Here is a 23,353-nt window from a genome sequence, read left to right on the forward strand (position 1 = left end):
CAACCGCCGGGGCGGCGCGTGGAGCGGCATGGATGCCGCTTCGCGTGACGACCCCCGCCCTGCGATCCATGACCCGGAGCGGGTCTCGTGTTCCGAGGGACGCGCGCACCGCTCCAGCCCCGGGTAGCCGGCCGCAATGCCGGCATGCGCCCGGGATGGGAGCCCGGCCGCATGCCCCGCATCCTCGTGCTCAACGGCAACACCACCCAGGCCATCACCGATCGGATCGCGGCGGCGGCACGCGCGGCGGCGCCGGCGGATGCCGAGATCGAGGGTATGACGGCGCCCTACGGCCTGCCGCTGATCGTCACGCGGGCGGACTGGCTGCTGTCGGGGCCGCCGATCCTGGCGGCGCTGGCGGCGCGGCGCGGGGCCTATGACGCGGCGGTGATCGCCGTGTTCGGCGACCCGGCCCTGGACGCGGCGAAGCTGCTGCTGGATGTCCCGGTGGTCGGCATCTCGGAAGCCGCCTTCCATGCCGCCGCCATGCTTGGCCGCCGCTTCGGCATCGTCTCCTTCACCGCGGCGCTGCGCCCGATGTTCGAGGACTGCCTGGACCATCACGGGCTGCGCTCGCGCTGCGCCGGCTTCCGCATGGGCCCGCCCGATGCGTCCTACCCGGCGGAACTCGGCCCGCCGGAGCAGGCGCAGCTTCTGGCCCTGGTGCGCGCCAGCATCGAGCAGGACGGGGCGGAGGCGGTGATCCTGGCCGGCGGGCCGCTGGCCGGGTTGGCCCCCCTGCTGCAGCCCCAGGTACCGGTGCCGCTGGTGGACGGCACGGCGGCGGCGGTACGGCTGGCGGCGGCCCTGGCCGGGCTGCCTCGGCCAGCACGGCCCCAGGCCCCGCGGGTGCTGACCGGCTACGGGCCGGAGGTGACCTCGCTTTACCGCGGCTGACGGGGCACCCTGGCGCACCGCTCGCGTTCCGGGCAGGACGCGAACCGCCAAGGACCGGGAGTTGTTACAGCATGTCGACAGGAGCTTGGCTGCGCCTCGCAGCCGGATGGGGCAGCGTTGCCGTCTTCCTCACCATCGGGGCGCCCTGGCTGGCGGACCTGACGGATCCCCTCATCGCCGGCGTGCTCTTCGCCTGGCTGATGGGGGTCATCATCTGGCTCGCCTTCGGGGTGGTGCATGAGGCGGAGGAACTGGCGGAAATGCTGGGCGAGCCCTATGGCACGCTCATCCTCACCCTCTCGATCGTCATCATCGAGGTGGCGCTGATCGCCGCCGTGATGCTGGGCGCGAAGGAAGCGCCGACGCTCGGCCGCGACACCATGTTCGCCGTGCTGATGATCGTGCTGAACGGCGTGGTCGGCATCGGCCTGCTGGTCGGTGGGCTGCGCCACCATGAGCAGGCCTACAACCTTCAGGGCGCCGCCGCCTACCTCGCCGTGGTGATCCCGCTCTCGGTCATCGCCCTGGTGCTGCCGGTCTTCACCACCTCGACCACCGACGGGTCGTTGACGGCGGTGCAGGCGGCCTTCTTCTCGCTGTTCACCATCCTGCTCTACGGCATCTTCCTGTGGCTGCAGACCGGGCGGCACAGCGGCTATTTCGTCGACCCGGCGGAGGTGGGGGCCGGCCCGCATGAGGCGCCGCCGCGCAAGCCGGGCGCGCTGCTCCCGCATGTGGCGCTGCTGCTGGCCAACATCCTGCCGATCGTCATCCTGGCGAAAAGCCTGGCGGTGGTGCTGGATTTCGGCATCGCCCGGCTGGGCGCCCCGCCGGCCCTGGGCGGCGTGCTGATCGCCATGGTGGTCTTCACGCCGGAAGGGCTTTCGGCGCTGAAGGCGGTCGCTGGCAACCAGTTGCAGCGGGCGGTGAATCTCTGCCTGGGCGCCGCCACCTCGACGCTCGGCCTCACCGTGCCGGCGGTGCTGATGATCGGGCTGCTGACCGGGCAGGTGGTGGTGCTGGGCCTGTCGGCGACCGAGATCGTGCTGCTGGTCTCGACCCTGATCCTCTCCGCCCTCACCTTCTCCGGGCCGCGCACCACCATGCTGGAAGGGGCGGTGCACCTGACCCTGTTCGCGGTGTACCTGGTGCTGATCTTCAGCCCGTGATCCGCGCCGGCTCGAGGCTGGCATAGACGTCGCCGCTGTTCGCCTCCGGCGGCAGCGCGGCGAGCCAGGCGGCCATGCCGCGTGCATCCAGCGGCGCGGCCTGGGCGAACTGCATGCTCTCGCCCAGGCAGGCGTTGAAGGCGCGATAGCCCAGTGCCGACAACCGGTCGAGCGCGGCGTAGGCGACGTCCCGCTGGATGGTGGTGAACTCGAAGGACAGGGCCCGCGGCGGACGGGACAGGCCGGCGAGCGCCACGGCCTCGTACCCCTCCACGTCGATCTTCACGAAGTCCGGGCGTCCATGCGCGGCGGCCAGGGCATCGAGCGTGGCGACGGGCAGCGTGATCTCGGCATCCCAGGTCTGGCCTTCCCAGCCCGGCGCGCCGTCGGCAGCGGCGATGAAGGCCGCACTGGCGGTGGCGACGGTGGGGTTGGCGGTGTTCAGCCGCAGCACCGCCTGCCCGGCCCCGGCGCCGACCAGCGCCGCCACGCGCACCACGCCGGCATCCCGGCCGAACAGCAGCCGCAGCAGCCGGGCGAGGCGCGGCTGCGGCTCCACCGCCACCACCCGGGCGCCGATCCGGCGGAAGCTCGCGGTGCGGTCGCCGACATGCGCGCCGACATCGAAGGCAAGGTCGCCAGGGCCGAGGAAGCGGCGATGGAATGCATCCAGCCCTGCGGCACGGCCCGGCGGATAGTAGATCCGCAGGGATCGCCCGATGGCGCGGGCGGAGGTCAAGCCCATGGGATCACCCGGCCGGCGGGGTTTCGTAGCTGGCGAGCAGCCAGGATGCCGGCTCGGCCAGCGCCTCGGCATACCAGCGCGCCACCAGCGGATGCGCCCGCACCGCGTCCATGTAGGCGCGGGTGGTGGCCGATACCTCCGGCTGCCAGGCCAGGAAGCGGCCGACCACCGGGGCATACATGGCATCCGCCAGGCCGAAGCGCGGGCCGAACAGGAAGGGCCCGCCATGGGCGGCCAGGCAGTCCGCCCAGATCGCCTCGATGCGGGCGATGTCGGCCAGGGCCGCCGGGGTGCGGCCCAACCCGGAAAAGTCCCGCCCGATGATGAACCACATGGCCTGGCGCAGGCCGCGGAAGCCGGTCGCCATCTCCGCCGCGATCGAGCGCGCGACGGCCCGCGCCGCCGGATCGCCGGGCCAGAGCCCGGGTGCCTGCTCGGCGCAGTATTCGCAGATGGCGAGGCTTTCCCAGACCCGGGCACCCCGGTGCTCCAGATAGGGCACCAGCCCGGCCGGCGTGGCGGCCTGGATGGCCGGGGTGGCGCCGACGCCTTCCGACCGGACGAAGGGGATCAGCACCTCCTCCACATCGAGCCCGGCGAGATGCACGGCCAGCCAGCCCCGCATGGACCAAGAGGAGTAGCGCTTGTTGCCGATCAGCAGGCGGCCGTCAGGCATGGTTGGTCCCCGGACGGCGCCGGCCGTCGCCCGTCGGCGAGCCTGGGCGGAAGGGGCTGGCGCAGGGCGGGCGACCGGTCGTCCAGCCATGCCCGGGGGCCAGCCGGTCCCTATCCCCGACCTGGGGGTGATGGGCGTTGCGGTCGTGCTGCGTGCCATCCATGGCGGCGGGCTCCCTCATTCCCTCCCCTAGCATGCCGCCTGGCCGCTTGCCTCCCCGGCCCGAGGGGGTATGCCTGGGTGCCGAACCCGCCGGAGCCGCCCCATGAACGAGGTCACCGTCCCGCGTCCGAACAACCTGGACGCCTATTGGATGCCCTATTCGGACAATCGCTACTTCAAGGCGAATCCGCGGATGATCGCCCGGGCCGAGGGCATGCATTACTACACGCCGGAGGGGCGGGAGATCCTGGACGGCACGGCCGGCCTGTGGTGCTGCAATGCCGGCCACGGGCGGCGGGAGATCAAGGAGGCGATCCAGCAGCAGGCCGCCATCCTCGACTACGCTCCCACCTTCCAGCTCGGGCATCCCATCGCCTTCGAGGCGGCGGCGCGCATCGCCGAGATGACGCCCGACGGGATGGACAAGGTCTTCTTCACCAATAGCGGGTCGGAGAGCGCGGATACCGCGCTCAAGATCGCCCTGGCCTATCACCGGGCCCGGGGCGAGAGCAGCCGGGTACGGCTGATCGGGCGGGAGCGGGGCTATCACGGCGTCGGCTTCGGCGGCATGTCGGTGGGCGGCATCGGCGGCAACCGCAAGCAGTTTTCCGGGTTGCTGCCCTATGTCGACCATCTGCCGCACACGCACGGGATTGCCGAGAACGTCTTCGCGCGCGGCCTGCCGGAACACGGTGCCCACCTGGCCGATGCGCTGGAGAACCTGGTGGCGCTGCACGGCGCCGAGACCATCGCCGCGGTGATGGTAGAGCCGGTGGCGGGCTCCACCGGCGTGCTGGTCCCGCCCAAGGGCTACCTGGAACGCCTCCGGCAGATCTGCACCAAGCACGGCATCCTGCTGATCTTCGACGAGGTCATCACCGGCTTCGGCCGCCTCGGCACCAATTTCGGCGCCGAGCGGCTGGGCGTGATCCCTGACATCATGACCATGGCCAAGGGCCTGACCAACGCCGCCGTGCCGATGGGGGCCGTCGCCGTCCGGAATGCGGTCTATGACGCGGTGGTCGAAGGGTCGCCCGCCGGGATCGAGCTCTTCCACGGCTACACCTATTCCGGCCATCCGCTGGCCGCCGCTGCCGCCATCGCCACCATGGAACTGCACCGGGCGGAGGACCTGCCCGGCCGGGCGCGGGCCATCGAGCCCTACTGGCAGGAGGCGGCGCACAGCCTGCGCACCCTGCCGAACGTCATCGACATCCGCGACTGCGGGTTGATCGCCGGCATCGAGCTGGCGCCGCGCCCGGGCAAGCCGACCCAGCGCGCCCTCGACATCTTCCGCCGCTGCTTCGACGAAGGCGTGCTGGTGCGCGTCACCGGCGACATCGTCGCCCTGTCGCCGCCGCTGATCATCGAGAAGCCGCATGTGGACCGGCTGATCGGGACGCTGGCGGAGGCGATCCGGGCGGAGGCGGCCTGAGGGCGCCGCCTTGGCGGCCATCGCCGACCTGCTCAGGGCGATCGCCGCCCTCGTCGCGGCGCTGGCCTGGCCGGCGACCGCGGCCCTTGCCCTCTGCCTCTTTCGTCCGCAGATCGGGCGGCTGATCGACCGCGTCAGCCGCGTGAAGCTGCCGGGCATCGAGGCGGAGGCGGAGGTCCGGCAGCAGATCGAGCAATCCGCCGAGGAGGCGAGGACAAGACCGATCCGCGAGCCGACGCATGCCGAACTGGCGCGCGCGCAGCGGGTGGATGACTTGGCCCGGAGCGTTCCGGCCGGCTTCCTGCGGCAGGAGGTCGAGCGGCTGGCCGCCGAATACGAGCGCGTCCGGGGATCGATGCCGGGCGGCGCTGCGCGGACCCGGGCGATGGAGGTGGTCGTCGCCAAGATGCGCACCATCGGCCGGGCAGCTTGGCCATTGCGGAACGAATTGGTGCAGTCGGCCTCGCCCGGCCGCCGGCTGCACGCCATCGCCATCCTGCAGGTCGAGCCCGATTACGACCTGCTGGAATGGCTGGCCGAGCGGCCGGCGGTGGAGACGCCCTTCGTCACCTATCACGCCATGGTCGCACTCGACGCCGCGGCGGCGGACAGCCGCGCCGCGGTCCATGCGCCGGGGCTCGGCCGGGCACTGGCGCAGGCTGAGGCGAGCCTTGCCGGCCTGCCCGAGGACGCCGACCGGCGGCAGGTGCTGGCCCGCCTGGCCGATCGGCTGGCGCGGTTGCGCCCGGACTGACCGCGTCCCCTCCGCTGGGCCGGCCTGGGCCGCCCTTTGCCCCGCCAGGCTGGCCGCCCCATATTCCCCGGCAACGATAACCCGCCCCCTGCGGAGCCTTGCATGAGCGAGACCACCCAAATCCCCGTCACCGTGCTGACCGGCTATCTCGGCGCCGGCAAGACGACGCTGCTGAACCGCATCCTGTCGGAGAACCACGGCAAGAAATTCGCCGTGGTGATCAACGAGTTCGGCGAGCTCGGCGTCGACAACGACCTCGTCGTGGATGCCGACGAGGAAGTGTTCGAAATGAACAACGGCTGCATCTGCTGCACCGTGCGCGGCGACCTGATCCGCATCATCGGCGGGCTGATGAAGCGGCGCGGCAAGTTCGACGGCATCATCGTCGAGACGACCGGCCTGGCCGACCCCGCCCCCGTGGCGCAGACCTTCTTCGCCGATGAGGACGTGAAGCGCGCCACCCGGCTCGACGCCATCGTCACCGTGGTGGATGCGAAGAACCTGCCGGCCCGCCTGAAGGACAGCAAGGAGGCCGAGGAGCAGATCGCCTTCGCCGACATCATCCTGCTCAACAAGATGGATCTGGTCACCGAGGACGAGGCGGCCGAGGTCGAGCGGAAGATCCGTGCCATCAATCCCTGGGCCGAGATCCGTCGCAGCACCAAGTCGGCCGTGCCGATCGACGCCGTGATCGGGCGCGAGGCCTTCGACCTGAAGCGCATCTTGGAGCGGGAGCCTGAATTCCTCTCGGGCGAGGACGACCACGAGCATGACTCGGAGGTGATGAGCGTGTCCTTCGAGGTCTCGAAGCCGGTCGACCCGGAGAAGTTCAACGCCTGGATGACCCAGCTTCTCGCCAGCAAGGGACAGGACCTACTGCGGACCAAGGGCATCCTGTACTACGCGAACGACGACCGGCGCTTCGCCTTCCAGGCGGTGCACATGATCGCCGATGGCGACTTCATCGGCCCGGTGCGGGACGGCGATCCGCACAAGTCGAAGATCGTCTTCATCGGGCGTGACCTGAACCGGCCGCAGCTGCGGCGCGGGTTCGAGGGATGCCAGGCGGAGGGGTAGAGCGGCGCCCGGCCCGGCGGGAGCGTCGCGAAACGTCGATCCGCCTTCCGGTGAAGGACCGAAGGCGGATCGCGGTCCGACGTGCTCGCCGCGGCGCCACACGCCACCGCGGGATGACTGATCCAGGTCGATTGGCGTGATCGGCGGGCGTCGCGGACCGCGCCGGGGCGGCTGGCGGCAGGCCAAGGACGGCACGGGGCGGGGTGCTGCTTCGCTGTCGATGAACGCCCGCGGCATGGCTGTCCGCGCTGGACCCCATCGGGCGGGAGGCCCGGCGGTGCCGGCGCCCTCGCTGTTCCAGCCGGACGGCCGGCCCCTGCATGACCGCCGGGATCACCGGGTTCGGCGCGCCGCCCGGCAATGCTGCCCCGACCGGCTTATCCGGTCGCCGGCGCTGTGGCGCTGCCGATCGGCAACGGCAGCGGAACACCCCAGCCAGCCGACCCCCTCGGGCTCCGGCACCCAGCGGGATGGCGGCCCGTCCAGTCGCCATGGCGTTGAGCATTCCGATTTCGAACCAAAAATCGGCCTCAAGGCCATGTTGCCCGACCAGGCCCCCTGGGCGGCGACACCCATGCCGGAATCCGCCTGGCACCATCCCTCGCTGACACGATGTGGGGCGCGCACGTCACCGGACCACCTCGGCTTCCGCCTCGATGGCCGGGGCCGCGCCGGCATCATCCTCAATCTCTCCGGCGTCTCCCAGCGTTCGGGCCCGGTCCGCGTCCCAGCCTCGATCCTCCGGATCGCATGCGGTTCGCCCTGGCCGATCTGCGGCATCATGTTCGGGCGTCGGGCGCGGCCAACTTGGTCCGCCTGGCCTCGCGCATGCCCTGGCAGCATCCGCCCGGGGCGAAGGCGTGGCCCCATTGCCCTGGCCGCGGGCACGTGCTGAGAGGCGTCGAACCCGACGGGAAACCCCAGCGATGAGCGACAGCGATACCGCCGATTTCCTGCTGGACGCCCGCGGCACTAGCCGCGATCTCGGCGCCTATGTCGTCGGCCTGTCCTTCTCCCGCGAAGGCCGCCTCGGCCTTGGCCTTGGCGACGGCACGGTCCGCATCGCCGACCCGCGCGACCCGCAGGGGGACTGGATCACCGCCGCGGCGCATGACGGCGCGGTGCTGTCCTTCTGCGCCGATGCGGCGGACGGGTTCCTATCGGGTGGCGATGATGGCCGCCTGGTCCGCACCGCGCCCGACGGCGCGGTGACGGAGCTCGCCCAGCTCGGCACCATGAAATGGGTCGAGCAGGTGGCGGCGCATGACAGCGGTCTGCGCGCCGCCTCGGTCGGCAAGCAGCTTCACCTGTTCGACGCCAAGGGCGCGAAGCTGAAGACGCTGGTGCATCCCTCCTCGGTCGGCGGCATCGCCTTTGACGCCAAGGGCAAGCGCGTGGCAGCCAGCCATTACAACGGCGCTTCGCTCTGGTTTGTCGGATCGAAGGAGGACAAGCCACGCCTACTGGAATGGAAGGGCAGCCACGCCGCCATCGCCATCAGCCCGGACGGGACGCATGTGGTGACGGCGATGCAGGAGAATGCCCTGCATGGCTGGCGCCTGGCGGATGGGCAGCACATGCGGATGTCGGGCTACCCGTCGAAAACCCATTTCCTGTCCTTCACCGGGCGCGGCCGCTGGCTGGCGACCAGCGGCGCCGATTCCGTGGTGGTCTGGCCCTTTTTCGGCGGCGGCCCGATGGGCAAGGCGCCGACCGAACTCGCCGGTGGCGACGGCGTGCTGTGCAGTGCCGTCGCCTGCCACCCGCAGCATGAAGTGGTGGCGGCGGGCTTTGCCGATGGCCTCGTCCTGCTGGCCGAGATCGGGTCCGGCAAGGTCGTGCCGGTCGCCGCGCCGGGGCATGGCAGCATCACAGCGCTGGGGTGGAATGCCGGGGGCACCCATCTGGCCTTCGGGACCGAGCAGGGCTTCGCCGGACTGGTGGACCTCTCCAAGCGCTGACCGGCCGGATGCTGGCGCAGGGACCAGATCCTGGCGCGGCACGAGGGCGACGCTGTATGGCGCGCCGCAAGCATCGATCGCCCAGGACGGTTCGCGGGCCCCATGAACGCAGGTTCTGTGACCGCAGGCCCAGTGGATGCAGCCAAGGGGTGCGCGGGGCACCCTTGCCAGATCAGCCCTGGCGCCGCGGCCCGACCGCGATCCAGTTGCGCGCCACGCGCATCGCCGCAGGCCGTCGCGCGGCGCAGGTATAGAAGGCCCGCATGGCGGTGGCCGGTGCCTCCTCCGCAACCCCGTGGGCGGGCGACAGGATGGTCCTGCCGGCAATGCCGCAACCGGCCACTGGCACCAGCGGCCGTTCGGCGGCCGAGGCGGGTTCCGCCAAGGACAGGGCCAGGAGGCCAGGGGCGACAAGGCGCCACCCCGGCCGTCGCCAGGGCGACAGGCTTGCACCAAGCTTTTCCATGCTCTAGCAGCTTTCCTTCAGCGCGCGTCTGAGCGCGTCTCGGCTGCGTCGCCAACGCAGTGCCGCGGCATCATGTTCCCCGGCGAAGATTCCCGGCCAGCCCGGGAACCGCCATGCAACCGGAGCGGCCTTCGCCGCCTTACCGGGCATTCCGAGGGGATGGAGAGCACATGGCAAAGCCGGCCGATGACGACGACGAGGTGGATCTCGGCATCAGCCTGGAGACGGTTGCGACGGTCGTGGACCACGTCCGCGCCCTCCAGGGCACGGAGGAAACCGACGAGGCGCAGCTCTCCGAGGACGCGGACTCCGAGGCTGCCCTGCTGCAGGAGAACCCGGACGACCTGACCGAGGATTCGTTGCGAGAATTTATCGACGCCCTGAACGAGGACGAGCAGGCGTCCCTCATCGCCCTCGCCTGGATCGGCCGAGGCGATTACGGGCCGGAGGAATGGGACGAGGCAGTGCGTCTCGCCACCGAGCGCAACGAGGCCGGCGAAACGGGTGGCTATCTTCTGGGCATGGAGATGGTTGGCGACCTGCTGGCCGAGGGTGTCGCCGCCTTCGGCTTGTCGATCGAGGAGGTGGAGCGCTGAGGCGCCACTGGCCCGGCCTGCCTGCGCTGCCCTGCACGCTTCCCCGGTTCCCGCCGCCCGACGCTGCCACGTCGGACTGGCGGGTGGCGCAGGCCCGACCCTGGCTTCGCTGGCCGGCGATGCCGGCCTTCGCTGCGGCCGCGTGCGAGACGAAGTCGTGCTGACGGCAGACTCGGTCGCGCCGCGGGCCCATCGCCGCAGCATTCCACCATCGTCCGGCGTCACGATCGGTGCGGCCCCGGCGAGCGGTGGCGTCCGGTGCGCCGGCGGTCTCCCTGTCCAGTTCGAAGCGGTGTCGCGACGCAATGTCGTGCCACGCGATCAGCGAAGGCGACGGGACGAGATTCCGTAGGGTGACCCATGTCGCCTGCGTGCCGCCTGGCACGGGCTTCCTGCCCACGCCACCCGGCCCGGCTGGATGATCAGCCCTGGGCCTGCGCCTCGGCCGTCGCCGGGATGGAGGCGATCTCGCGGATCAGCTTGCGCTTCACAGCCTGGCCGAAGCTCTGGAAATCCTCCGCGACGATGACGAAGGCGCCGGTCCCCCCGATCACGCTGTCCCGGTAGTAGTCATCAAGCGGGATGGGTGGCATCCGGCCGAAGGTCGGCCGGTCATTCACGATCGGCAGGCCGTTGATGGTCACGCCCTCCGCCACCAGCCGGTCGCGTGCCAGTTCCACCGGGCCGCCGCTGTTGTTCACCCCGTCGCCGGAGACATCGACCACGCGTCGCGTCGCCTCGAAAGGCGCCTGCGCCAGGACAGTGCGGGAGAAATCCAGCCCGCCGGAGATCGAGGTCCAAGACAGGGAGGCGCGCGGCGCCTCGGCCAGCTTTTCCGACCAGGCATGCGCGTCCGGGGCGTTCCCGATCCGTGTCCAGGGCAGCACAAGCCGCTGGTACTCGGCGCCGGCCCATTCGACATAGGCGAGGCCGATGGCGCCGATCATGCCGCCGCGGATGGCCTCGACCACCTGCGGGTCGGACACCGCGGACCGGTAGCCTTCCCGTTGCAGCCTCGCCTCGTCGTCGTCGATGGAGCGGGAAACATCCACTGCCAGGACGAGCAGGACATCCACCGGTTCGCCGGCCGGCTGCGCCGCAGAGCGCCGGGGTGCAAGCGCCGGGGGAGCAGTGCCGAGGACGGCGGCCCCGGCCGCCAGAAGGGAGCGCCGGTGCATGCCCGCAGACTCCAGATGCCACTGATCAGCCATGGAAGCCCAGGCATGCCCCGGGGTTCAACAGGTTCCGCACGAAATCCGGCCGCCGCCGACCGCGCGGCAGCAATCCGCTTCCAGGATCCGCCGGCCTGGGCCGGCCCAGCCGGCGTGACCGCCGGCCGGCACGGACGTGCATCCCTCCCCTAGAACGGTTTTCGTTCGCCATGGCTTACGACAACCGCTCTAGTCTTCTGAGACTACGAGCATCTTCACCCGATCAGGTGATTCCACCTGATCGGGATCTGCTCTAACCAGTCCGAGCGCCGCCGCCCGTTGTCGCGCCCCGCCTGCGTCGGGGCTGGGGGTCAGAGGGCTGACAGGACCGCCGCGGCCACCCGCGCCACCTCGCCCTCGCCCAGATAGGGGTGCATCGGCAGGGACAGGCAGCGCTCGCAGAGGCTCTCGCTGATCGGCAGCGGCGGCGCGCCAGCGGCGATGCCCTCCGCATGCGCCCGCGCATAGGCCGGTTGATGGTGCAAGGGCTTCGGGTAGTAGATCGCCGAAGGCACGCCCGCCGCCTGCATGGCTGCCTGCACCCGGGAGCGTCCCGCCGCATCCGGCAGCAGGATGGTGTAGATGCCCCAGGCGCTGTCATGCCCGGCGGGCACCTGCGGCGTCGCGACGCGGCCACCCAGCGCCGCCTCATACCAGCCGGCCACCTGGCGGCGGGCGCGCAGCTCCCCGTCCAGCAGCGGCATCTTGGCCAGCAGCACCGCGGCCTGGATCGAATCCAGCCGCCCGTTCATGCCGGTGCGCAGCACCTCGTAGCGCGACTTTCCCTCGCCATGGGTCCGGAGGGACCGGTAGAGTTCCGCCCGCTCGGCATCATCGGTCAGGATGGCGCCGCCATCGCCGTAGCAACCCAGGGTCTTGGTCGGGTAGAAGCTCAAGGCCGTGGCATGGCCGAAGGTGCCGAGCCGCCTGCCGTGCAGCGCCCCGCCGAAGCCCTGGGCGGCATCGTCCAGCGCGAACATGCCGTGCTTCTCGCACAGCCCCTCGATGGCCGGCCAATTCGCGGGCAGGCCGTAGAGGTCGACGCCGATGACGGCGCGCGGCCGGAGCCGGCCCTCCCGCTCCACCAGCGCGACCCGCCGCGCCAGATCCTCGAGGTCGAGGTTGAAGGTGGCGGGGTCCACATCCACGAAGACCGGCACGGCGCCCAGCACCAGCGGCACCTCGGCGGTCGCGGTATAGGTGAAGGCGGGCAGGAACACCGCGTCGCCGGGGCCGATCCCCTCGGCCATCATGGCGATCTGCAGTGCATCGGTGCCGGAGGACACCCCGACCGCATGCTTCGCGCCGCTGAACCTCGCCAGGTCCGCCTCGATCGCCTCCACCTCCGGCCCCTGGATGAAGCGCCCATGGTCGAGGACGCGGGCGATGCCGGCATCGATCTCGGTCCGGATCAGCGCCTGCTGGGCTTTCATGTCGAAGAAGGCGATCGGGCGAAGGGTGGTGGACATGCGGCTCCTCGAGTCCGGCAGACCGGGCTTAACGCCGGGCTGGGCGGACGGCCAAATCAAGCGGCGTGTCGCGGTGCAACATGCCTCGATGCCTGGAGCCGGCGCCTGGCGGAGCAGTTGCCCCTCGCTGCAAAGCCGGGCTGCCGCGCCGGTTCGCCCGCCCCTGCCGCCGGTGCGGCGCCGCGACGGGCTTTGGCCGCCCCCGAACGCCTGGGCCGGATCACGGAGCGGCGGGAATGCCGCGCGGCGCCAGACCTTTCCCCGCACCCAGGGGCCGAAGCAACGCAGCGCCCAGCCCTGACCGCCGGGCGACCCGACTGGGCCGCGGCACCGGTCCTGGCCAGGGTGGCAGGGAAAGGCGCGCCCGGATGGGCTCAGATGATGGCCCAGCCGGCCCCCGGATCGGGCAGCAGGGTGGCGGCGCTCACGACGACCCCCTGCATCAGCCAGAGGGCGATCGTGCCGTCCAGGTTGCGCCAGAGAATGTCGGCGCTGCCATTGCCGTCGTAATCCGCGACCTTGGCCACGTCCCAGCTTGCGCCGGGATTGCCCAGCACCTGGATGCCGGTCGGGGCCAGGCCATCCATGGTCCAGACGACCAGCGTGCCATCCGCATTGCGCCACAGCAGGTCGGCCTTGCCGTCGTCGCTGAAGTCGCCGGCGCCCACGACCTTCCAATCCGCACCGGGCTGGCCGATGGAAGCGGCGGCCTGCACGGCCAGGCCATCCATCCGCCATCCGACGACTAGCCCGTTGGCGTTCTGCCAGATCGCCTCGCTGCGCCCGTCGCCATCCAGGTCGGCCAGGTCGGCCAGCCGCCAGCCAGCGCCCAGGGTCGTGAGGACGGCCCCGCTCGTCACCGCATTGCCGTTCATCAGCCAGCCGACCACCAGCCCATCGGCGCTCCGCCAGAGCAAGTCGGCCCGCCCATCGCCATCCAGGTCGCCGATCCCATCGACCTGCCAGACCGGGTCGATGGCGCCGACCAGCCGGACATCCGCGAAGCCGCCGCTGGCGCCATACCACTGCACCAGGGTTCCGTCGGCATTGCGCCACAGCACGTCGGCGCGGCCATCGCCGTCAAAGTCGCCGCTTCCCGCCACGGACCAGGAGGCGCCGGGATTGCCGGCGAAGAAGCCGCTGCCAACCAGGCCATTCATCGCCACGACGACGAAGGTGCCATCAGCATTGCGCAACAGGATGTCGGAGGTGCCGTCGCCGCCGATGTCGGACCGGATGGTGACGCCGAAGGCCTGCTCGCGGTCGGTGAAGGAGAGCGTCTCGACGCCGGACAGGGTGTCGCTCCCCACCGGCCCGGTGACCGTCCAGGCGCCAGTCGACGGGTCGCGGGTCCAGGTGACGCCGCCCGAGGCGATGTCGAAGGCCGCCACGTCCCGCCCCGGGCCGCCACGGACGACGTCATTGCCGGCCCCTCCGGCCAGGACGTCATCGCCATCGCCGCCATCGAGGGTATCCCGACCGCCGCCGCCCCGCAGCAGGTCGTTGCCCGCGCCGCCCGCCAGGGCGTTGTCCCCTTCGCCACCGACCAGCGTGTCGGCGAAGGGCGTGCCGAACACCCCTTCGACATTCGCCAGCGTATCCGTGCCGGTCTGCACACCGCCGACGAACCAGGCATCCCTGGCGGTGCCCGCCGCAACGGATGTGCCGTCGAAGGACAGCGCGCTGGCGGACAGATTGACGATGACGCCGGCCTGCGGCGCGATGACGTAGGAGATGCCGTAGTCGACGACGTCGAAGCCGCCCCGCCCGTCGATCGAGTCGTTGCCGCGCTCGCCGCTCAGCGTCTCCGCCGCATCGGTGCCCCGCAGCGTGTCGTTGAGGATGGAGCCATAGACCCGCTCGAAGCCCTCGACGGTGTCGCGTCCACCCGGCAGGGTGGCCAGCCCGAGTTGCAGGTCCAGCGCGATACCCGCGCCGGAGGCGATGACCAGCGTATCGATCCCGGTGCCGCCCTTCAGCGTCTCGCCGAGGCCGGCAGCGCGGATCGTGTCATCGCCCTCTCCGCCATCGATGTCGTTCGCGCCGGCCCCGCCATCGATGCTGTCCTGGCCGCCACCGCCCCGCAGCAGGTCGGCGCCGCCCAGCCCAAGCAGCGTGTCGTTGCCGTCATTGCCGTAGAGGCTGTCGGCACCCTCGGCGCCGATCAGGGTGTCGGCCTGGGCCGAGCCGGCCATGACATCGTCGAAGGCCGAGCCATAGACAACCTCGATCCCGATCAGGGTGTCGTTCCCGCCGTAGCCGTCCCGGGCGGTACCCGCATCGACCGCCAGGCCGGCCAGGATCGCCTGGACGGCCGACAGGTTGACCAGCACCCGGTCCGGATCACCGGCGGCCAGGAACAGGTCCGTCCCCTCTCCCCCGTCGACAAGGTCATTGCCCTGGCCACTCAGCAGGGCGTCGAACCCTGGTCCGCCGCGCAGCGTATCGCCGCCGCCGCCGCCATCGAGCACGTCATCGCCGCCTTCCCCGAGGAGGGAGTCGTCGGCAAAGGACGGCGCCTGCCCCGCCACCGAGGAAACGACGCCGGGCGTGACGGCATTCGGCGTGATCGTGTCCGGACCATCGGTCCCGACAAAATTCGGCATGGCGCGGCCACCTGGATTGGTTTCGCGGCGGGCCTTATCACGATTCCGCGAAGCCATCCAACGGCTTGGCAGGCAGGCCCTGCACCGCGCCGGCGGACAATGCGGACACAATCTATGCGCGAGACTGCAACAATCTTGCCAAACGGTCGAATTCGCTAACTGTCAGGGTCTCGGCCCGCCGGTCGCCGGCTATGCCCGCCGCGTCCAGCAGCGCCTCCGCCTCGCCGAGCGGCTTCAGGGCGCCGCGCAGCATCTTGCGCCGCTGGCCGAAGGCCGCGGCCGTCAACCGCTCCAGCGTACGGAACAACGCCTCGCCCGGATCCTCCGGATGGGGTCGGAAGCCGACCACGGCCGACCAGACCTTGGGCGCCGGGCTGAAGGCGCCGGGCGGCAGCCGGAGCAGCAGGTCGCAGCGGCAGCGCCACTGCGCCAGCACGGCCAGCCGCCCATAGGCACCGGTGCCGGGCGCGGCGCAGATGCGTTCCGCCACCTCCTGCTGGAACATCAGGGTCATGCCCTCGATCGCAGCGGCGCCGCGCAGCCAGCCGACCAGAAGCGGCGTCGCCACGTTGTAGGGCAGGTTGGCGACGATCTTCCGCGGCGCCGGCAGCAAGGCGGCCGGATCGACGGTCAAGGCATCGGCTTCGATCACCCGAAGCCGCCCCGGATGCGCGGCTTCCAACTCGGCCAGCGCCGCCACCGCCCGGCGGTCCAGCTCCACCGCCGTCACCATTGCCGCAGGGGCGGCGAGAAGGGCACGAGTCAGCCCGCCCGGGCCGGGCCCCACCTCCAGCACCTGCCGGCCGGCCAGATCGCCCGCCAGTGCCGCGATCCGGCGGCACAGCGCCTCATCCAGCAGGAAATGCTGGCCGAGTGCCTTCCGCGCATCCAGCCCATGCCGGGCAATGGTCTCCCGAAGGCTCGGGAGGGCCGGGCCGCTCAGCTGCGCATCTCGATCTGCGCCCGCCGGCGGAGGTCGCGCTGCAACTGGCGGGAGAGGTTCTCGATCCGGTCGCGCAGCAGCTGCTGCTTCGCCTGGTCGGGCGTCAGCTCCGCCAGGTTCCGCTGCTCGCGGTTGCAGACCATCATCACCATCACCCCGTCGGGCGTGATGATCGGCTGCGACGCCTTGCCCGGTGTCAGCCCGGCCAGCATGGCGCGCAGCGGCGGCGGGGTCACCGTCTCAAGCCGGATGGTGCCCGGATCGGTCGCGCGGTCGCCGCCGTTGCGCGCCCCGGCCTCCACCGCCTCACAGCTGCGGGCACTGGCGGACAGGCGCTGCGCCTTGTCCACCTGATCGCGCTGCTGCTGGGTCGGCGCGTTCGGGTCGAGCGCCCCGGCGAAGGGGAAGAAAGCCTGACGGATGGAGATCAGGGTCGCCAGGTCCCGCCCGGTCTCCCGCCGCTGGCGCAGCGCGACGATCTGGTAGCCGCCAGGGACCCGGATCGGGTTGCTGATCGCCCCGGGCGGCATGCGTTCCAGGACGTTGGCGACCTCCTGGTCCACCTCCTCCTTCCGCACCCAGCCGAGATCGCCGCCCTGCAGCGCGGTCTGCGCCTGGCTGAACTGGGTGGCGGCGATCGGGAAGGGCGTGCCGCGGCGAAGCTGGCCGATCACATCCTCCACGAAGCGGCGCACCTCGGCCTCCGCCGCCGGGTCGTCCACCGGGATGAAGATCTCGGAGACCTGGTATTCCGGCTGGCCGGTGCGCGCCTGGTGGTTGCGCACCGACTCCTGCACCTCGGCCTGCGACGGTTCGGCGTTGGGGCCGAGCTGCTGGCGCAGCAGCCGCGCCCAGCCGATCTGCGTGCGGATCTGGTCGTACAGGACGCGCGGCGCGACGCCCACCTGGGTCAGCTGCTGGCGCAGCGCCCCGGCAGGCAGGTTGTTCCGCTTCTCCAGCTCCTCGACCGCATCCGCCACATCGGCATCGGTGACCGGGATGCGGCGGCGCTGCACCTCCTGCAGCCGCAGCCGCTCATCCACCAGCAGCCGGGTCACCTGCGGCGTCAACCGGTCGAGAGTATCGGGCGCCACCGGGATCCCGGCATTGAGGGCGAAGAGCCGGGCCCGGCCCGACACGTCGGCGCTGCTCACCGCATCCCCGTTCACGACGGCGACGATGCGGTTGCCCGCGGGCCGCGGCGCCTGGGCGGCATTGGCCTGGGCTTGCGGCGGGCGCTGCGCCGCGGCGCCCTGTGCCAGGGCCTCCCCGGCCAGCAGGGCGGCAAGCGGAAGCGCCAGCAGACGGGCGCGGGGAGCGGAACGCGGCATGCTCGCTCTCTACAAGGCGCGGCGCCGCAGGGCTAGCTGGCCCGGAACACCCTCGCCGCCGGACCCGGACGCCTCGGGCGGCCCTGCGGAGGACGGGTGGCGGACGGGTGGCGGCAATCAGGGGTGCAGGACCGACCGGCACGCGCTCGGTCATGGGCGCGGGGTGTTGGGGATGCGGCGTCCCTTAACCGCAATGGACCGGCCATGAAAAGGCTGGGACAGCGCGACCGCGCTCGGCGTCGCACTCGTCCAGGTCGGGCAGGCCGGTCGCCATCGCAACCGCCGGGCAGGTCCCCGACGGCAGGCCACCGAGGACACGTCCGGTGGTCCCGCCACAGCTGCCTGCGTGGCTGCCGCCACTCCCCCGAAGCCCAGGCGGGCCTGCCTGCGCCAGGCCCCCCGCGGAACGGTTCGCGGCGGCGCCCTCGCGGCCATGGCCGGCCTCGCCATCGGACGTCGGCGGCGGCTGCCCGTATTGCTGCGCCTGCGCTTCGCGCACCCGGGGCCCGCTGCGCTGCCGGCCGGCCTCGCCGAGGGGTCCTGGCCCCATGTCTCCCCGACCGCAGGGTGCTGGCCACCGCCTTCGTCCCGCACTCGGCACGACGTCGCGGCCCGGTGCCGCGCGGCGCGCCGCCGCCATCCGCCATCCGCGGAAGTGCTCAGGACTGCATCGGGCGTCGGACATCCTGGCCGGGGCAGCGCCCGGCTTCCCGGTGCCCGCAGCGGCCAGGAGTCCGCCGGTCCCTGGCTCGATCAAGTCCGGTCCGGGGAAAACCAGGCCTCGAAGGCGAGGAAGCTGGCCTCGGCGGCCGCCAGCATCTCCGCGCGTCGCAGCGGGTCGGCGCCGCAGGCCTCCAGCGCCGCGCAGCATTCCCGCCACAGGACGCCATGCCGGGTGCCATGGCCCAGCAGGAAGCGCCGCCCCGCCTCGCCCGCTGGCAGCAACCCATCCAGCGCCTGCGCGAGTTGTCGCCCGCCAAGGGTCGAACCCTCGGTGACGTAGAGGCAGCCCAGAGCCCGCGGCGCCGTGTCCAGAACCGGCAGCGGCACCAGCGGCACCGGCCCCACCGGCATGCCGAGCGTGGCCAGATCCGCCTCGATCAGTGGCGCCCGTCGCCGCGCCGCCAGGTCGATGCCCCAAGGTCGCAGAGAGGGGCCAGCCGCCAGCGTCGCCTCGACCGCCGCATGGAAGCCGAGCAGGCGACGCAGCAGCGCGGCATAGCCGGCGCGGTCCAGCGCGCCTTCCGCCAGGGCCGAGAGCACCGGAAGCCGGTGCAGCCTGGCATGGATCGGGTCGGTCGCCGCGCGCAGCGCGTCCCGCACGCCGGGGCGGAGGGCGTTCACCGCGATGGGCGGGGCGCCGGGCCGCCCTGCGCGGCATGGCGGATCATCCCCTCCAGCACCTGGGCGGCGCGGGCGGCGGAAATCCGCACATGCTCCAGCATCTCCGGGATGCGCGAGACCTCGACGCCTGCGGTGATCTCGAGCGCGGCGAGCTGGGCATTCTCCAGCACCGATTGCAGCAGCGCCCGGTAGACCAGGTCCGACTTGCTCTCGAGCGGCCCGGCGCGCAGCCGGTGGCCGTCGAGGATGCCATCCTGGAATCGCCGCCGCGCCGCTTCCGCCGCCTTGCGGCAAGCGAGATCGGTGAAGAGGAACACGTAGCCGAGCACGCGGTCGGGGGAGGAGAAGACCGCATCCGCCCGCACCAGCAGCGGCAGGTCGCCCCGCGGCGTGCGCAAATGCACCTCGCCGCGCCAGCTGCGGCCGGTCTGCAGAACGTCGCGCAGCCGCATGGCAAAATCGGCGCGCTCGGCGAAATGCGGCGGCAGTTCCTCCAGCCATCGCGGCCCGGTCGCCGCATCCTCCAGCCCGGTCGCCAGCGCCGGCAGCAGGCGGGTGAAGGCGGCATTCGCCAGCAGGATGCGCCCCTCGGCATCGGCGACCACCGCCGCCTGCCCGGCCGCGCCGACCTGGCGCCGCACCTGGTCGAGCTGGTCGAGGGCGATCAGCATGCGCACGGCGCGGAATTGCAGCACGACATCGGTGACGGTGTCGCCGATCAGCCGCGCCGTCGCCATGTCCGTGGGCGTCCAGGTCTCGGCGCGGCCTTCGACGATCTGGCACCACTGAGCGAAGCTGCGCCGCGGCGAGACCTGCGTCGGATCGTCGCCGATCACCACCGGCTTGAACGGGTCGCCGCCCCAGATCACGGTCTGGGTCTGCTCCGGCCGGAACCAGACGAGCCATTCGCCCGGGCTTTCGGAGACCGGCGTCGCCAGCAGCCCGGCCGCGGCTGGGGCAAGGCCGGCGAAGCGCGGCTCCTCCAGCCCCAGCGCGGCCTGGGCGATCACCGGCGCGCCGCGCTGCGTGTCCAGCCAGGCGCCGATCTCGCGCAGCGCGCCGGTGCCTGGCACCTCCCCCGTGCTCAGCACCCGGCCTTCGAACAGCAGCGCGGCGCCGTTGGCGTTCAGCGGCTGCAGCAAGGTCTGGGGCTGGTCGAACAGCGCGCCGCGCCAGTCGCCCTCCCGCCCGACCGCCTCGATCATGCGCTGCTCCAGCCGGCGCACCGACAATTCCGCCTGCGCCTGGGTGAAGCTTTCGAGCGCGGCGAGCCGCGTGCCGACCGCCTCGGCCAGCAGCTCGCAGGCAGCGCGCAGCGGATAGGGCACGGTGCGCGGCGCGGCGTGATGGCAGGCAATGAGGCCCCAGAGGCGGCCGCCGACCAGCAGGGAGATCACCAGCGTCGCGGTGACGCCCATGTTCTTCATGTACTGCACATGCATCGGCGAGACGCTGCGCAGCACGCTGAGCGAGAGGTCGAGATCCTCGCCGGTCAGCGGCGACAGGCGGGGCACCAGCGGCACCGGCGCATACTGGACGTCCACCAGCATGCGGAGCCGGTTGCGGAGATAGAGCCGGCGGGCGACCTGCGGGATGTCGGCGGCCGGATAGCGGTTGCCGAGATAGGGTTCGAGGTCGGCGCGGCGCTGCTCCGCCACAACCTCGCCATGGCCGTCCTCGTCGAAGCGGTAGACCATGACGCGGTCATAGCCGAGGAGGTCGCGCAGGATCCGCGCCGTCTCCTCGCACAGCATGCGCAGGGTGTAGGTGCCGAGGATGGCCGCAAGCGCGCGCTCCACCAGCGCCGTGAGGTCGGGCGCCTCGCCCGGCCGCTCCAGCTCCAGCACCAGGCCGCCGCCCGGCGGACGGTGCAGCAGCCCGTCGAAGACCGGCCCGCGGCGGCCGAGGCTGCAGCGCAGGGGCACCGGCAGCGCATCCAGCGGCTGATCGAGCAGCGGCGCGATCCTCTCCGCCGCATCGCCGCCCAGGGCGGCGAGATCGCGTCCCAGCACCTCCTGCCCCAGCAGGGCCGGCGCATTGGCGCTGGCCTGCACGACCGTCAGGTCGGTCTCGCGCAGCAGCAGCAGCACGCCATGCGGCTGGATGGCGCCGACGAGGTGGATCGGCTCCCGCTCGCAGCTCGACAGGTCGGGCTGGCCCAGGTCCGGCAGGGACCGCCGGGCGATCGGCGGGGCGGCCGTCATCCGGTGCCCTCCTGCACCGGGTCGGCATCCGCATCCATGCCGTAGCGGTTCAGCTTCATGTAGAGGCTCTGGCGCGAGAGCCCGAGCAGCTCCGCCGCCGCGGTACGACGGCCATTCGCCAGTTGCAGCGCCGCCTCGATGCAGTGCCGCTCGATCACCGCGGCGGTGTCGCGCACCAGGGTGGGCAGGGGCGTCCGGCCGATCTGGCCGGTGATCTCCGCCAGGCCGCGACGCAGCGGATCGCCGGCGGCGTTCTCCGGCAGGCGGCGGCTGACGTCGCGCAGCACCACCGCGACGCTCTCGGCCGCCGGGCCGCTGCCGAGCACGGCGGTCAGCTCGACATCCGCCTCCGCGCCCAGCTCCCCGGTCAGATGCGTGGCGAACAGCCTGACCTTGCCATGCCGCTCCAGCTGCGCCAGCAGGTTGGCCAGCGTCGCGCCGGGGCGGGAGAGCCAGCGGTCCAGCCGCTCCCCCACCACGCGGGACGCGCTGCCGACCTCGACCAGGTCGAGGAAGGCGCGGTTGGCGCGGCGGATCACCCCGTCCCGGTCCATCAGGATGAAGGCGTCCGGCAGCTGCTCGATCATGGCTTCCAACTGCAGGGCATCGGCCGGGGCGGGCACCGGCGCCGCCCCGGTGGGCGAGAGCTGCAGCAGGAAGACCGGGGCCGGGTCGGACGCCATGAGCGTCGCCTTCACCGTCCAGGGCGCCTGGTCGGCGCCGAGCCGGATGATCATGCCCGGCACGCGGCCATGCCGACGGGTGCGCGCCAGCATGGCCTGGAAACCATCCTGGTCGCGGCCGGCGACCTCGCGCAGCACCTCCCATCCCGGGACGATGCCCAGGCTGCGGATGGCGGCGGGATTGGCTTCGATCACCCGCAGCGTGTCGGCGCGGACCAGCAGCACGGCCTCGGAGGAGGCATCGAAGATGAGGCGGGAGCGGGTCTCGATCTCCCGCAGCTTCCAGTAATCCTGCTCGCGCGCCTGCTGGGCCGCGAGCAGGCGCGATTGCAGCTCCGCCACCGCCTGGAGGTTCTTGCCCACCGCGACCAGCCCGGCATCCTCGCCCAGGCGGATGGTCGTGTACTCCATCGGCATCTCGAGGCCGGAGGGGAAACGCTGGGTGAATTGCTGGAAGGCCGAGACGCCGGCCGCCCGCGCATCCTCCACCATGCTGCGCACCCGGCCCGTGCCGACGCTGCACACCGTCTCAGCCCAATGGCGGCCCAGCCATTGCTGCACGGATTCGCCGCCGATGCTCTCGGCGAGCGACACGCCGCGGATCACGCCGTTCATGTCGAGCGTCAGGGTGACGTCGGGCTGGGCGATGGTCAGCCGCGTCACAGGCAGCCTCCGCCCTCGGCGCTCATCCGGATGGCGACCATGGCTGCATCCATGGGACCCGACACCTTCTGATCGGACCGGCATGGCAGGACGGCCACCGGCATCGCCCCACCGATCTGGATGATCACGCCGGGGTGGTCAAGCCAAGCTTACACCAAGCCAACGAGATGGTGAGAATCTCTGACGCAGGCTGTCAACGCCGACCGAAAAGCCGCTCCAGCTCCGCCACCCCCAGCCGCAGCACGGTCGGCCGGCCATGGCTGCAGGTCGCGGCGCGGGGCGTCGCTTCCATCTGCCGCAACAGCGCCGCCATCTCGGGCCCCGTCAGACGCCGCCCGGCGCGCACCGAGCCATGGCAAGCCAGGCGGGCGATGGCGGCGTCGAGCCGCCGGTCGAGCGCCAGGGTCTCGTCGAAGGCGGCCGCCTCCTCCGCCAGGTCGCGCAGCAGCGGCGCCGGATCGGCCGGGCCGAGCAGGGCCGGCATGGCGCGGACCAGCACCGCGCCGGGGCCGAACCCCTCAAGCTCGAGCCCGAGCCGGGCCAGGTCGGGCGCCAGGCCGAGCAGCCGCGCCGCATCGGCCGGCGGCAGGTCCACCACCGCCGGCAGCAGCAGGGGCTGGCTGCGCACCCCGCCCTCGACCAGCTGGGCGCGCAGCGCCTCATGCGTCAGGCGCTCATGCGCCGCGTGCTGGTCCACCAGGATGAGCGCGCCATCCGGCGCCTCGGCCAGCACATAGGTGTCGAGCAGCTGGGCAAGCGGCCGGCCGAGCGGAAAGTCCTCCTCTCGCCCGTCCTCCGGCGCCGGGCCGGCCACCGCGGCCGGGTCCAGCGGCGGATCGGCGTCGGCCTCGCCGAACAGGTCGGGCGCCGGCCGTGGCGGGGCGAAGCCGAGCGGCAGGGTGGCCGGGGGCGGCGCCGCGGCCGGCGGCGGGGCGAGGGCAAGCTGCGCCTCGGCCAGGCC

At 72.0% G+C, this 23,353-nt stretch carries 18 protein-coding genes and 1 pseudogene; 7 read left to right on the forward strand and 12 right to left on the reverse strand.

Annotated elements, in window-relative coordinates; all coding sequences use genetic code 11:
* The first annotated feature begins 171 nt into the window (after window positions 1–171).
* Window positions 172–897 (forward strand): aspartate/glutamate racemase family protein, encoded by a 726-nt coding sequence (locus E2C05_RS05480; protein WP_133218597.1) that lies wholly within the window; start codon window positions 172–174, stop codon window positions 895–897.
* 71 nt (window positions 898–968) lie between these two features.
* Complete coding sequence (locus E2C05_RS05485) at window positions 969–2,066, forward strand: calcium:proton antiporter (protein WP_133218598.1); 1,098 nt, start codon at window positions 969–971, stop codon at window positions 2,064–2,066.
* Here the strand turns inward: E2C05_RS05485 and E2C05_RS05490 are convergent.
* Together E2C05_RS05490 and E2C05_RS05495 are read right to left on the reverse strand one after the other, a co-directional pair.
* A complete protein-coding gene (locus E2C05_RS05490; RefSeq protein ID WP_133218599.1) occupies window positions 2,056–2,811 on the reverse strand; it encodes an FkbM family methyltransferase in 756 nt (251 codons plus the stop codon). The genes E2C05_RS05485 and E2C05_RS05490 overlap by 11 nt on opposite strands.
* 4 nt (window positions 2,812–2,815) lie before the next feature.
* Window positions 2,816–3,487 (reverse strand): glutathione S-transferase family protein, encoded by a 672-nt coding sequence (locus E2C05_RS05495; RefSeq protein ID WP_133218600.1) that lies wholly within the window; start codon window positions 3,485–3,487, stop codon window positions 2,816–2,818.
* A 265-nt stretch (window positions 3,488–3,752) separates the two neighbouring features.
* Between E2C05_RS05495 and E2C05_RS05500 the strand changes: the two genes are divergently transcribed.
* From E2C05_RS05500 to E2C05_RS05520, 5 genes are all read left to right on the forward strand, one after another.
* The gene (locus tag E2C05_RS05500) at window positions 3,753–5,084 is read left to right on the forward strand and encodes an aspartate aminotransferase family protein (protein ID WP_133218601.1); all 1,332 of its coding nucleotides are present in this window, start codon (window positions 3,753–3,755) and stop codon (window positions 5,082–5,084) included.
* Between the two features lie 10 nt (window positions 5,085–5,094).
* Window positions 5,095–5,838, forward strand: coding sequence for a hypothetical protein (locus E2C05_RS05505; RefSeq protein ID WP_133218602.1), 744 nt, complete (start codon window positions 5,095–5,097; stop codon window positions 5,836–5,838).
* 102 nt (window positions 5,839–5,940) lie between these two features.
* Window positions 5,941–6,915, forward strand: a complete 975-nt coding sequence (locus E2C05_RS05510) for a CobW family GTP-binding protein (protein ID WP_133218603.1) — start codon at window positions 5,941–5,943, stop codon at window positions 6,913–6,915.
* 926 nt (window positions 6,916–7,841) lie between these two features.
* Window positions 7,842–8,876, forward strand: coding sequence for a WD40 repeat domain-containing protein (locus tag E2C05_RS05515; RefSeq protein ID WP_133218604.1), 1,035 nt, complete (start codon window positions 7,842–7,844; stop codon window positions 8,874–8,876).
* 636 nt (window positions 8,877–9,512) lie between these two features.
* The gene (locus E2C05_RS05520; RefSeq protein WP_133218605.1) at window positions 9,513–9,938 is read left to right on the forward strand and encodes a DUF3775 domain-containing protein; all 426 of its coding nucleotides are present in this window, start codon (window positions 9,513–9,515) and stop codon (window positions 9,936–9,938) included.
* Window positions 9,939–10,360: 422 nt separating this feature from the next.
* Here E2C05_RS05520 and E2C05_RS05525 read toward each other — a convergent pair whose 3' ends face one another.
* The 10 genes and pseudogenes from E2C05_RS05525 to E2C05_RS05565 form a co-directional block, all read right to left on the reverse strand.
* Entirely contained in the window at window positions 10,361–11,014 is a 654-nt protein-coding gene (locus E2C05_RS05525) for a DUF1194 domain-containing protein (protein ID WP_240046594.1), read from the reverse strand.
* Between the two features lie 446 nt (window positions 11,015–11,460).
* The gene (locus E2C05_RS05530) at window positions 11,461–12,618 is read right to left on the reverse strand and encodes a DegT/DnrJ/EryC1/StrS family aminotransferase (RefSeq protein WP_133218607.1); all 1,158 of its coding nucleotides are present in this window, start codon (window positions 12,616–12,618) and stop codon (window positions 11,461–11,463) included.
* Window positions 12,619–12,992: 374 nt separating this feature from the next.
* Window positions 12,993–15,224 (reverse strand): FG-GAP-like repeat-containing protein, encoded by a 2,232-nt coding sequence (locus E2C05_RS35105; RefSeq protein WP_158291965.1) that lies wholly within the window; start codon window positions 15,222–15,224, stop codon window positions 12,993–12,995.
* A 112-nt stretch (window positions 15,225–15,336) separates the two neighbouring features.
* Window positions 15,337–16,167 (reverse strand): 16S rRNA (adenine(1518)-N(6)/adenine(1519)-N(6))-dimethyltransferase RsmA, encoded by an 831-nt coding sequence (gene rsmA / locus E2C05_RS05540; RefSeq protein WP_133218609.1) that lies wholly within the window; start codon window positions 16,165–16,167, stop codon window positions 15,337–15,339.
* Window positions 16,164–17,498, reverse strand: coding sequence for a peptidylprolyl isomerase (locus E2C05_RS05545; protein ID WP_133218610.1), 1,335 nt, complete (start codon window positions 17,496–17,498; stop codon window positions 16,164–16,166). Before E2C05_RS05545 ends, rsmA begins: the two co-directional genes overlap by 4 nt.
* 753 nt (window positions 17,499–18,251) lie before the next feature.
* On the reverse strand, window positions 18,252–18,842 hold the full coding sequence (locus tag E2C05_RS05550; protein ID WP_133218611.1) for a biliverdin-producing heme oxygenase: 591 nt from the start codon (window positions 18,840–18,842) through the stop codon (window positions 18,252–18,254).
* Window positions 18,839–21,046: a GAF domain-containing protein gene (locus tag E2C05_RS05555; RefSeq protein ID WP_133218612.1), complete on the reverse strand. Its 2,208-nt coding sequence runs from the start codon at window positions 21,044–21,046 to the stop codon at window positions 18,839–18,841. The genes E2C05_RS05550 and E2C05_RS05555 overlap by 4 nt, the downstream gene beginning before the upstream one ends.
* The gene (gene ppsR / locus E2C05_RS05560; protein WP_200305303.1) at window positions 21,043–22,392 is read right to left on the reverse strand and encodes a transcriptional regulator PpsR; all 1,350 of its coding nucleotides are present in this window, start codon (window positions 22,390–22,392) and stop codon (window positions 21,043–21,045) included. Before ppsR ends, E2C05_RS05555 begins: the two co-directional genes overlap by 4 nt.
* Window positions 22,389–22,520: a hypothetical protein gene (locus E2C05_RS35110; protein WP_274607246.1), complete on the reverse strand. Its 132-nt coding sequence runs from the start codon at window positions 22,518–22,520 to the stop codon at window positions 22,389–22,391. Before E2C05_RS35110 ends, ppsR begins: the two co-directional genes overlap by 4 nt.
* Window positions 22,521–22,585: 65 nt before the next feature.
* Window positions 22,586–23,353, reverse strand: a pseudogene (locus tag E2C05_RS05565) (DNA mismatch repair endonuclease MutL); the annotation flags it as partial.

The sequence above is a fragment of the Paracraurococcus ruber genome, assembly GCF_004353985.1.
Classification (GTDB): Bacteria; Pseudomonadota; Alphaproteobacteria; order Acetobacterales; family Acetobacteraceae; genus Paracraurococcus; species Paracraurococcus ruber.

Coding starts and splice junctions, on each gene's coding strand:
- E2C05_RS05515 (WP_133218604.1), top strand. CDS start 7,842: ATGAGCGACAGCGATACCGCCGATTTCCTGCTGGACGCCCGCGGCACT.
- E2C05_RS05545 (WP_133218610.1), bottom strand. CDS start 17,498: ATGCCGCGTTCCGCTCCCCGCGCCCGTCTGCTGGCGCTTCCGCTTGCC.
- E2C05_RS05490 (WP_133218599.1), bottom strand. CDS start 2,811: ATGGGCTTGACCTCCGCCCGCGCCATCGGGCGATCCCTGCGGATCTAC.
- E2C05_RS05500 (WP_133218601.1), top strand. CDS start 3,753: ATGAACGAGGTCACCGTCCCGCGTCCGAACAACCTGGACGCCTATTGG.
- E2C05_RS05510 (WP_133218603.1), top strand. CDS start 5,941: ATGAGCGAGACCACCCAAATCCCCGTCACCGTGCTGACCGGCTATCTC.
- E2C05_RS05530 (WP_133218607.1), bottom strand. CDS start 12,618: ATGTCCACCACCCTTCGCCCGATCGCCTTCTTCGACATGAAAGCCCAG.
- E2C05_RS05520 (WP_133218605.1), top strand. CDS start 9,513: ATGGCAAAGCCGGCCGATGACGACGACGAGGTGGATCTCGGCATCAGC.
- E2C05_RS05485 (WP_133218598.1), top strand. CDS start 969: ATGTCGACAGGAGCTTGGCTGCGCCTCGCAGCCGGATGGGGCAGCGTT.
- E2C05_RS05480 (WP_133218597.1), top strand. CDS start 172: ATGCCCCGCATCCTCGTGCTCAACGGCAACACCACCCAGGCCATCACC.
- E2C05_RS35105 (WP_158291965.1), bottom strand. CDS start 15,224: ATGCCGAATTTTGTCGGGACCGATGGTCCGGACACGATCACGCCGAAT.
- E2C05_RS05555 (WP_133218612.1), bottom strand. CDS start 21,046: ATGACGGCCGCCCCGCCGATCGCCCGGCGGTCCCTGCCGGACCTGGGC.
- E2C05_RS05495 (WP_133218600.1), bottom strand. CDS start 3,487: ATGCCTGACGGCCGCCTGCTGATCGGCAACAAGCGCTACTCCTCTTGG.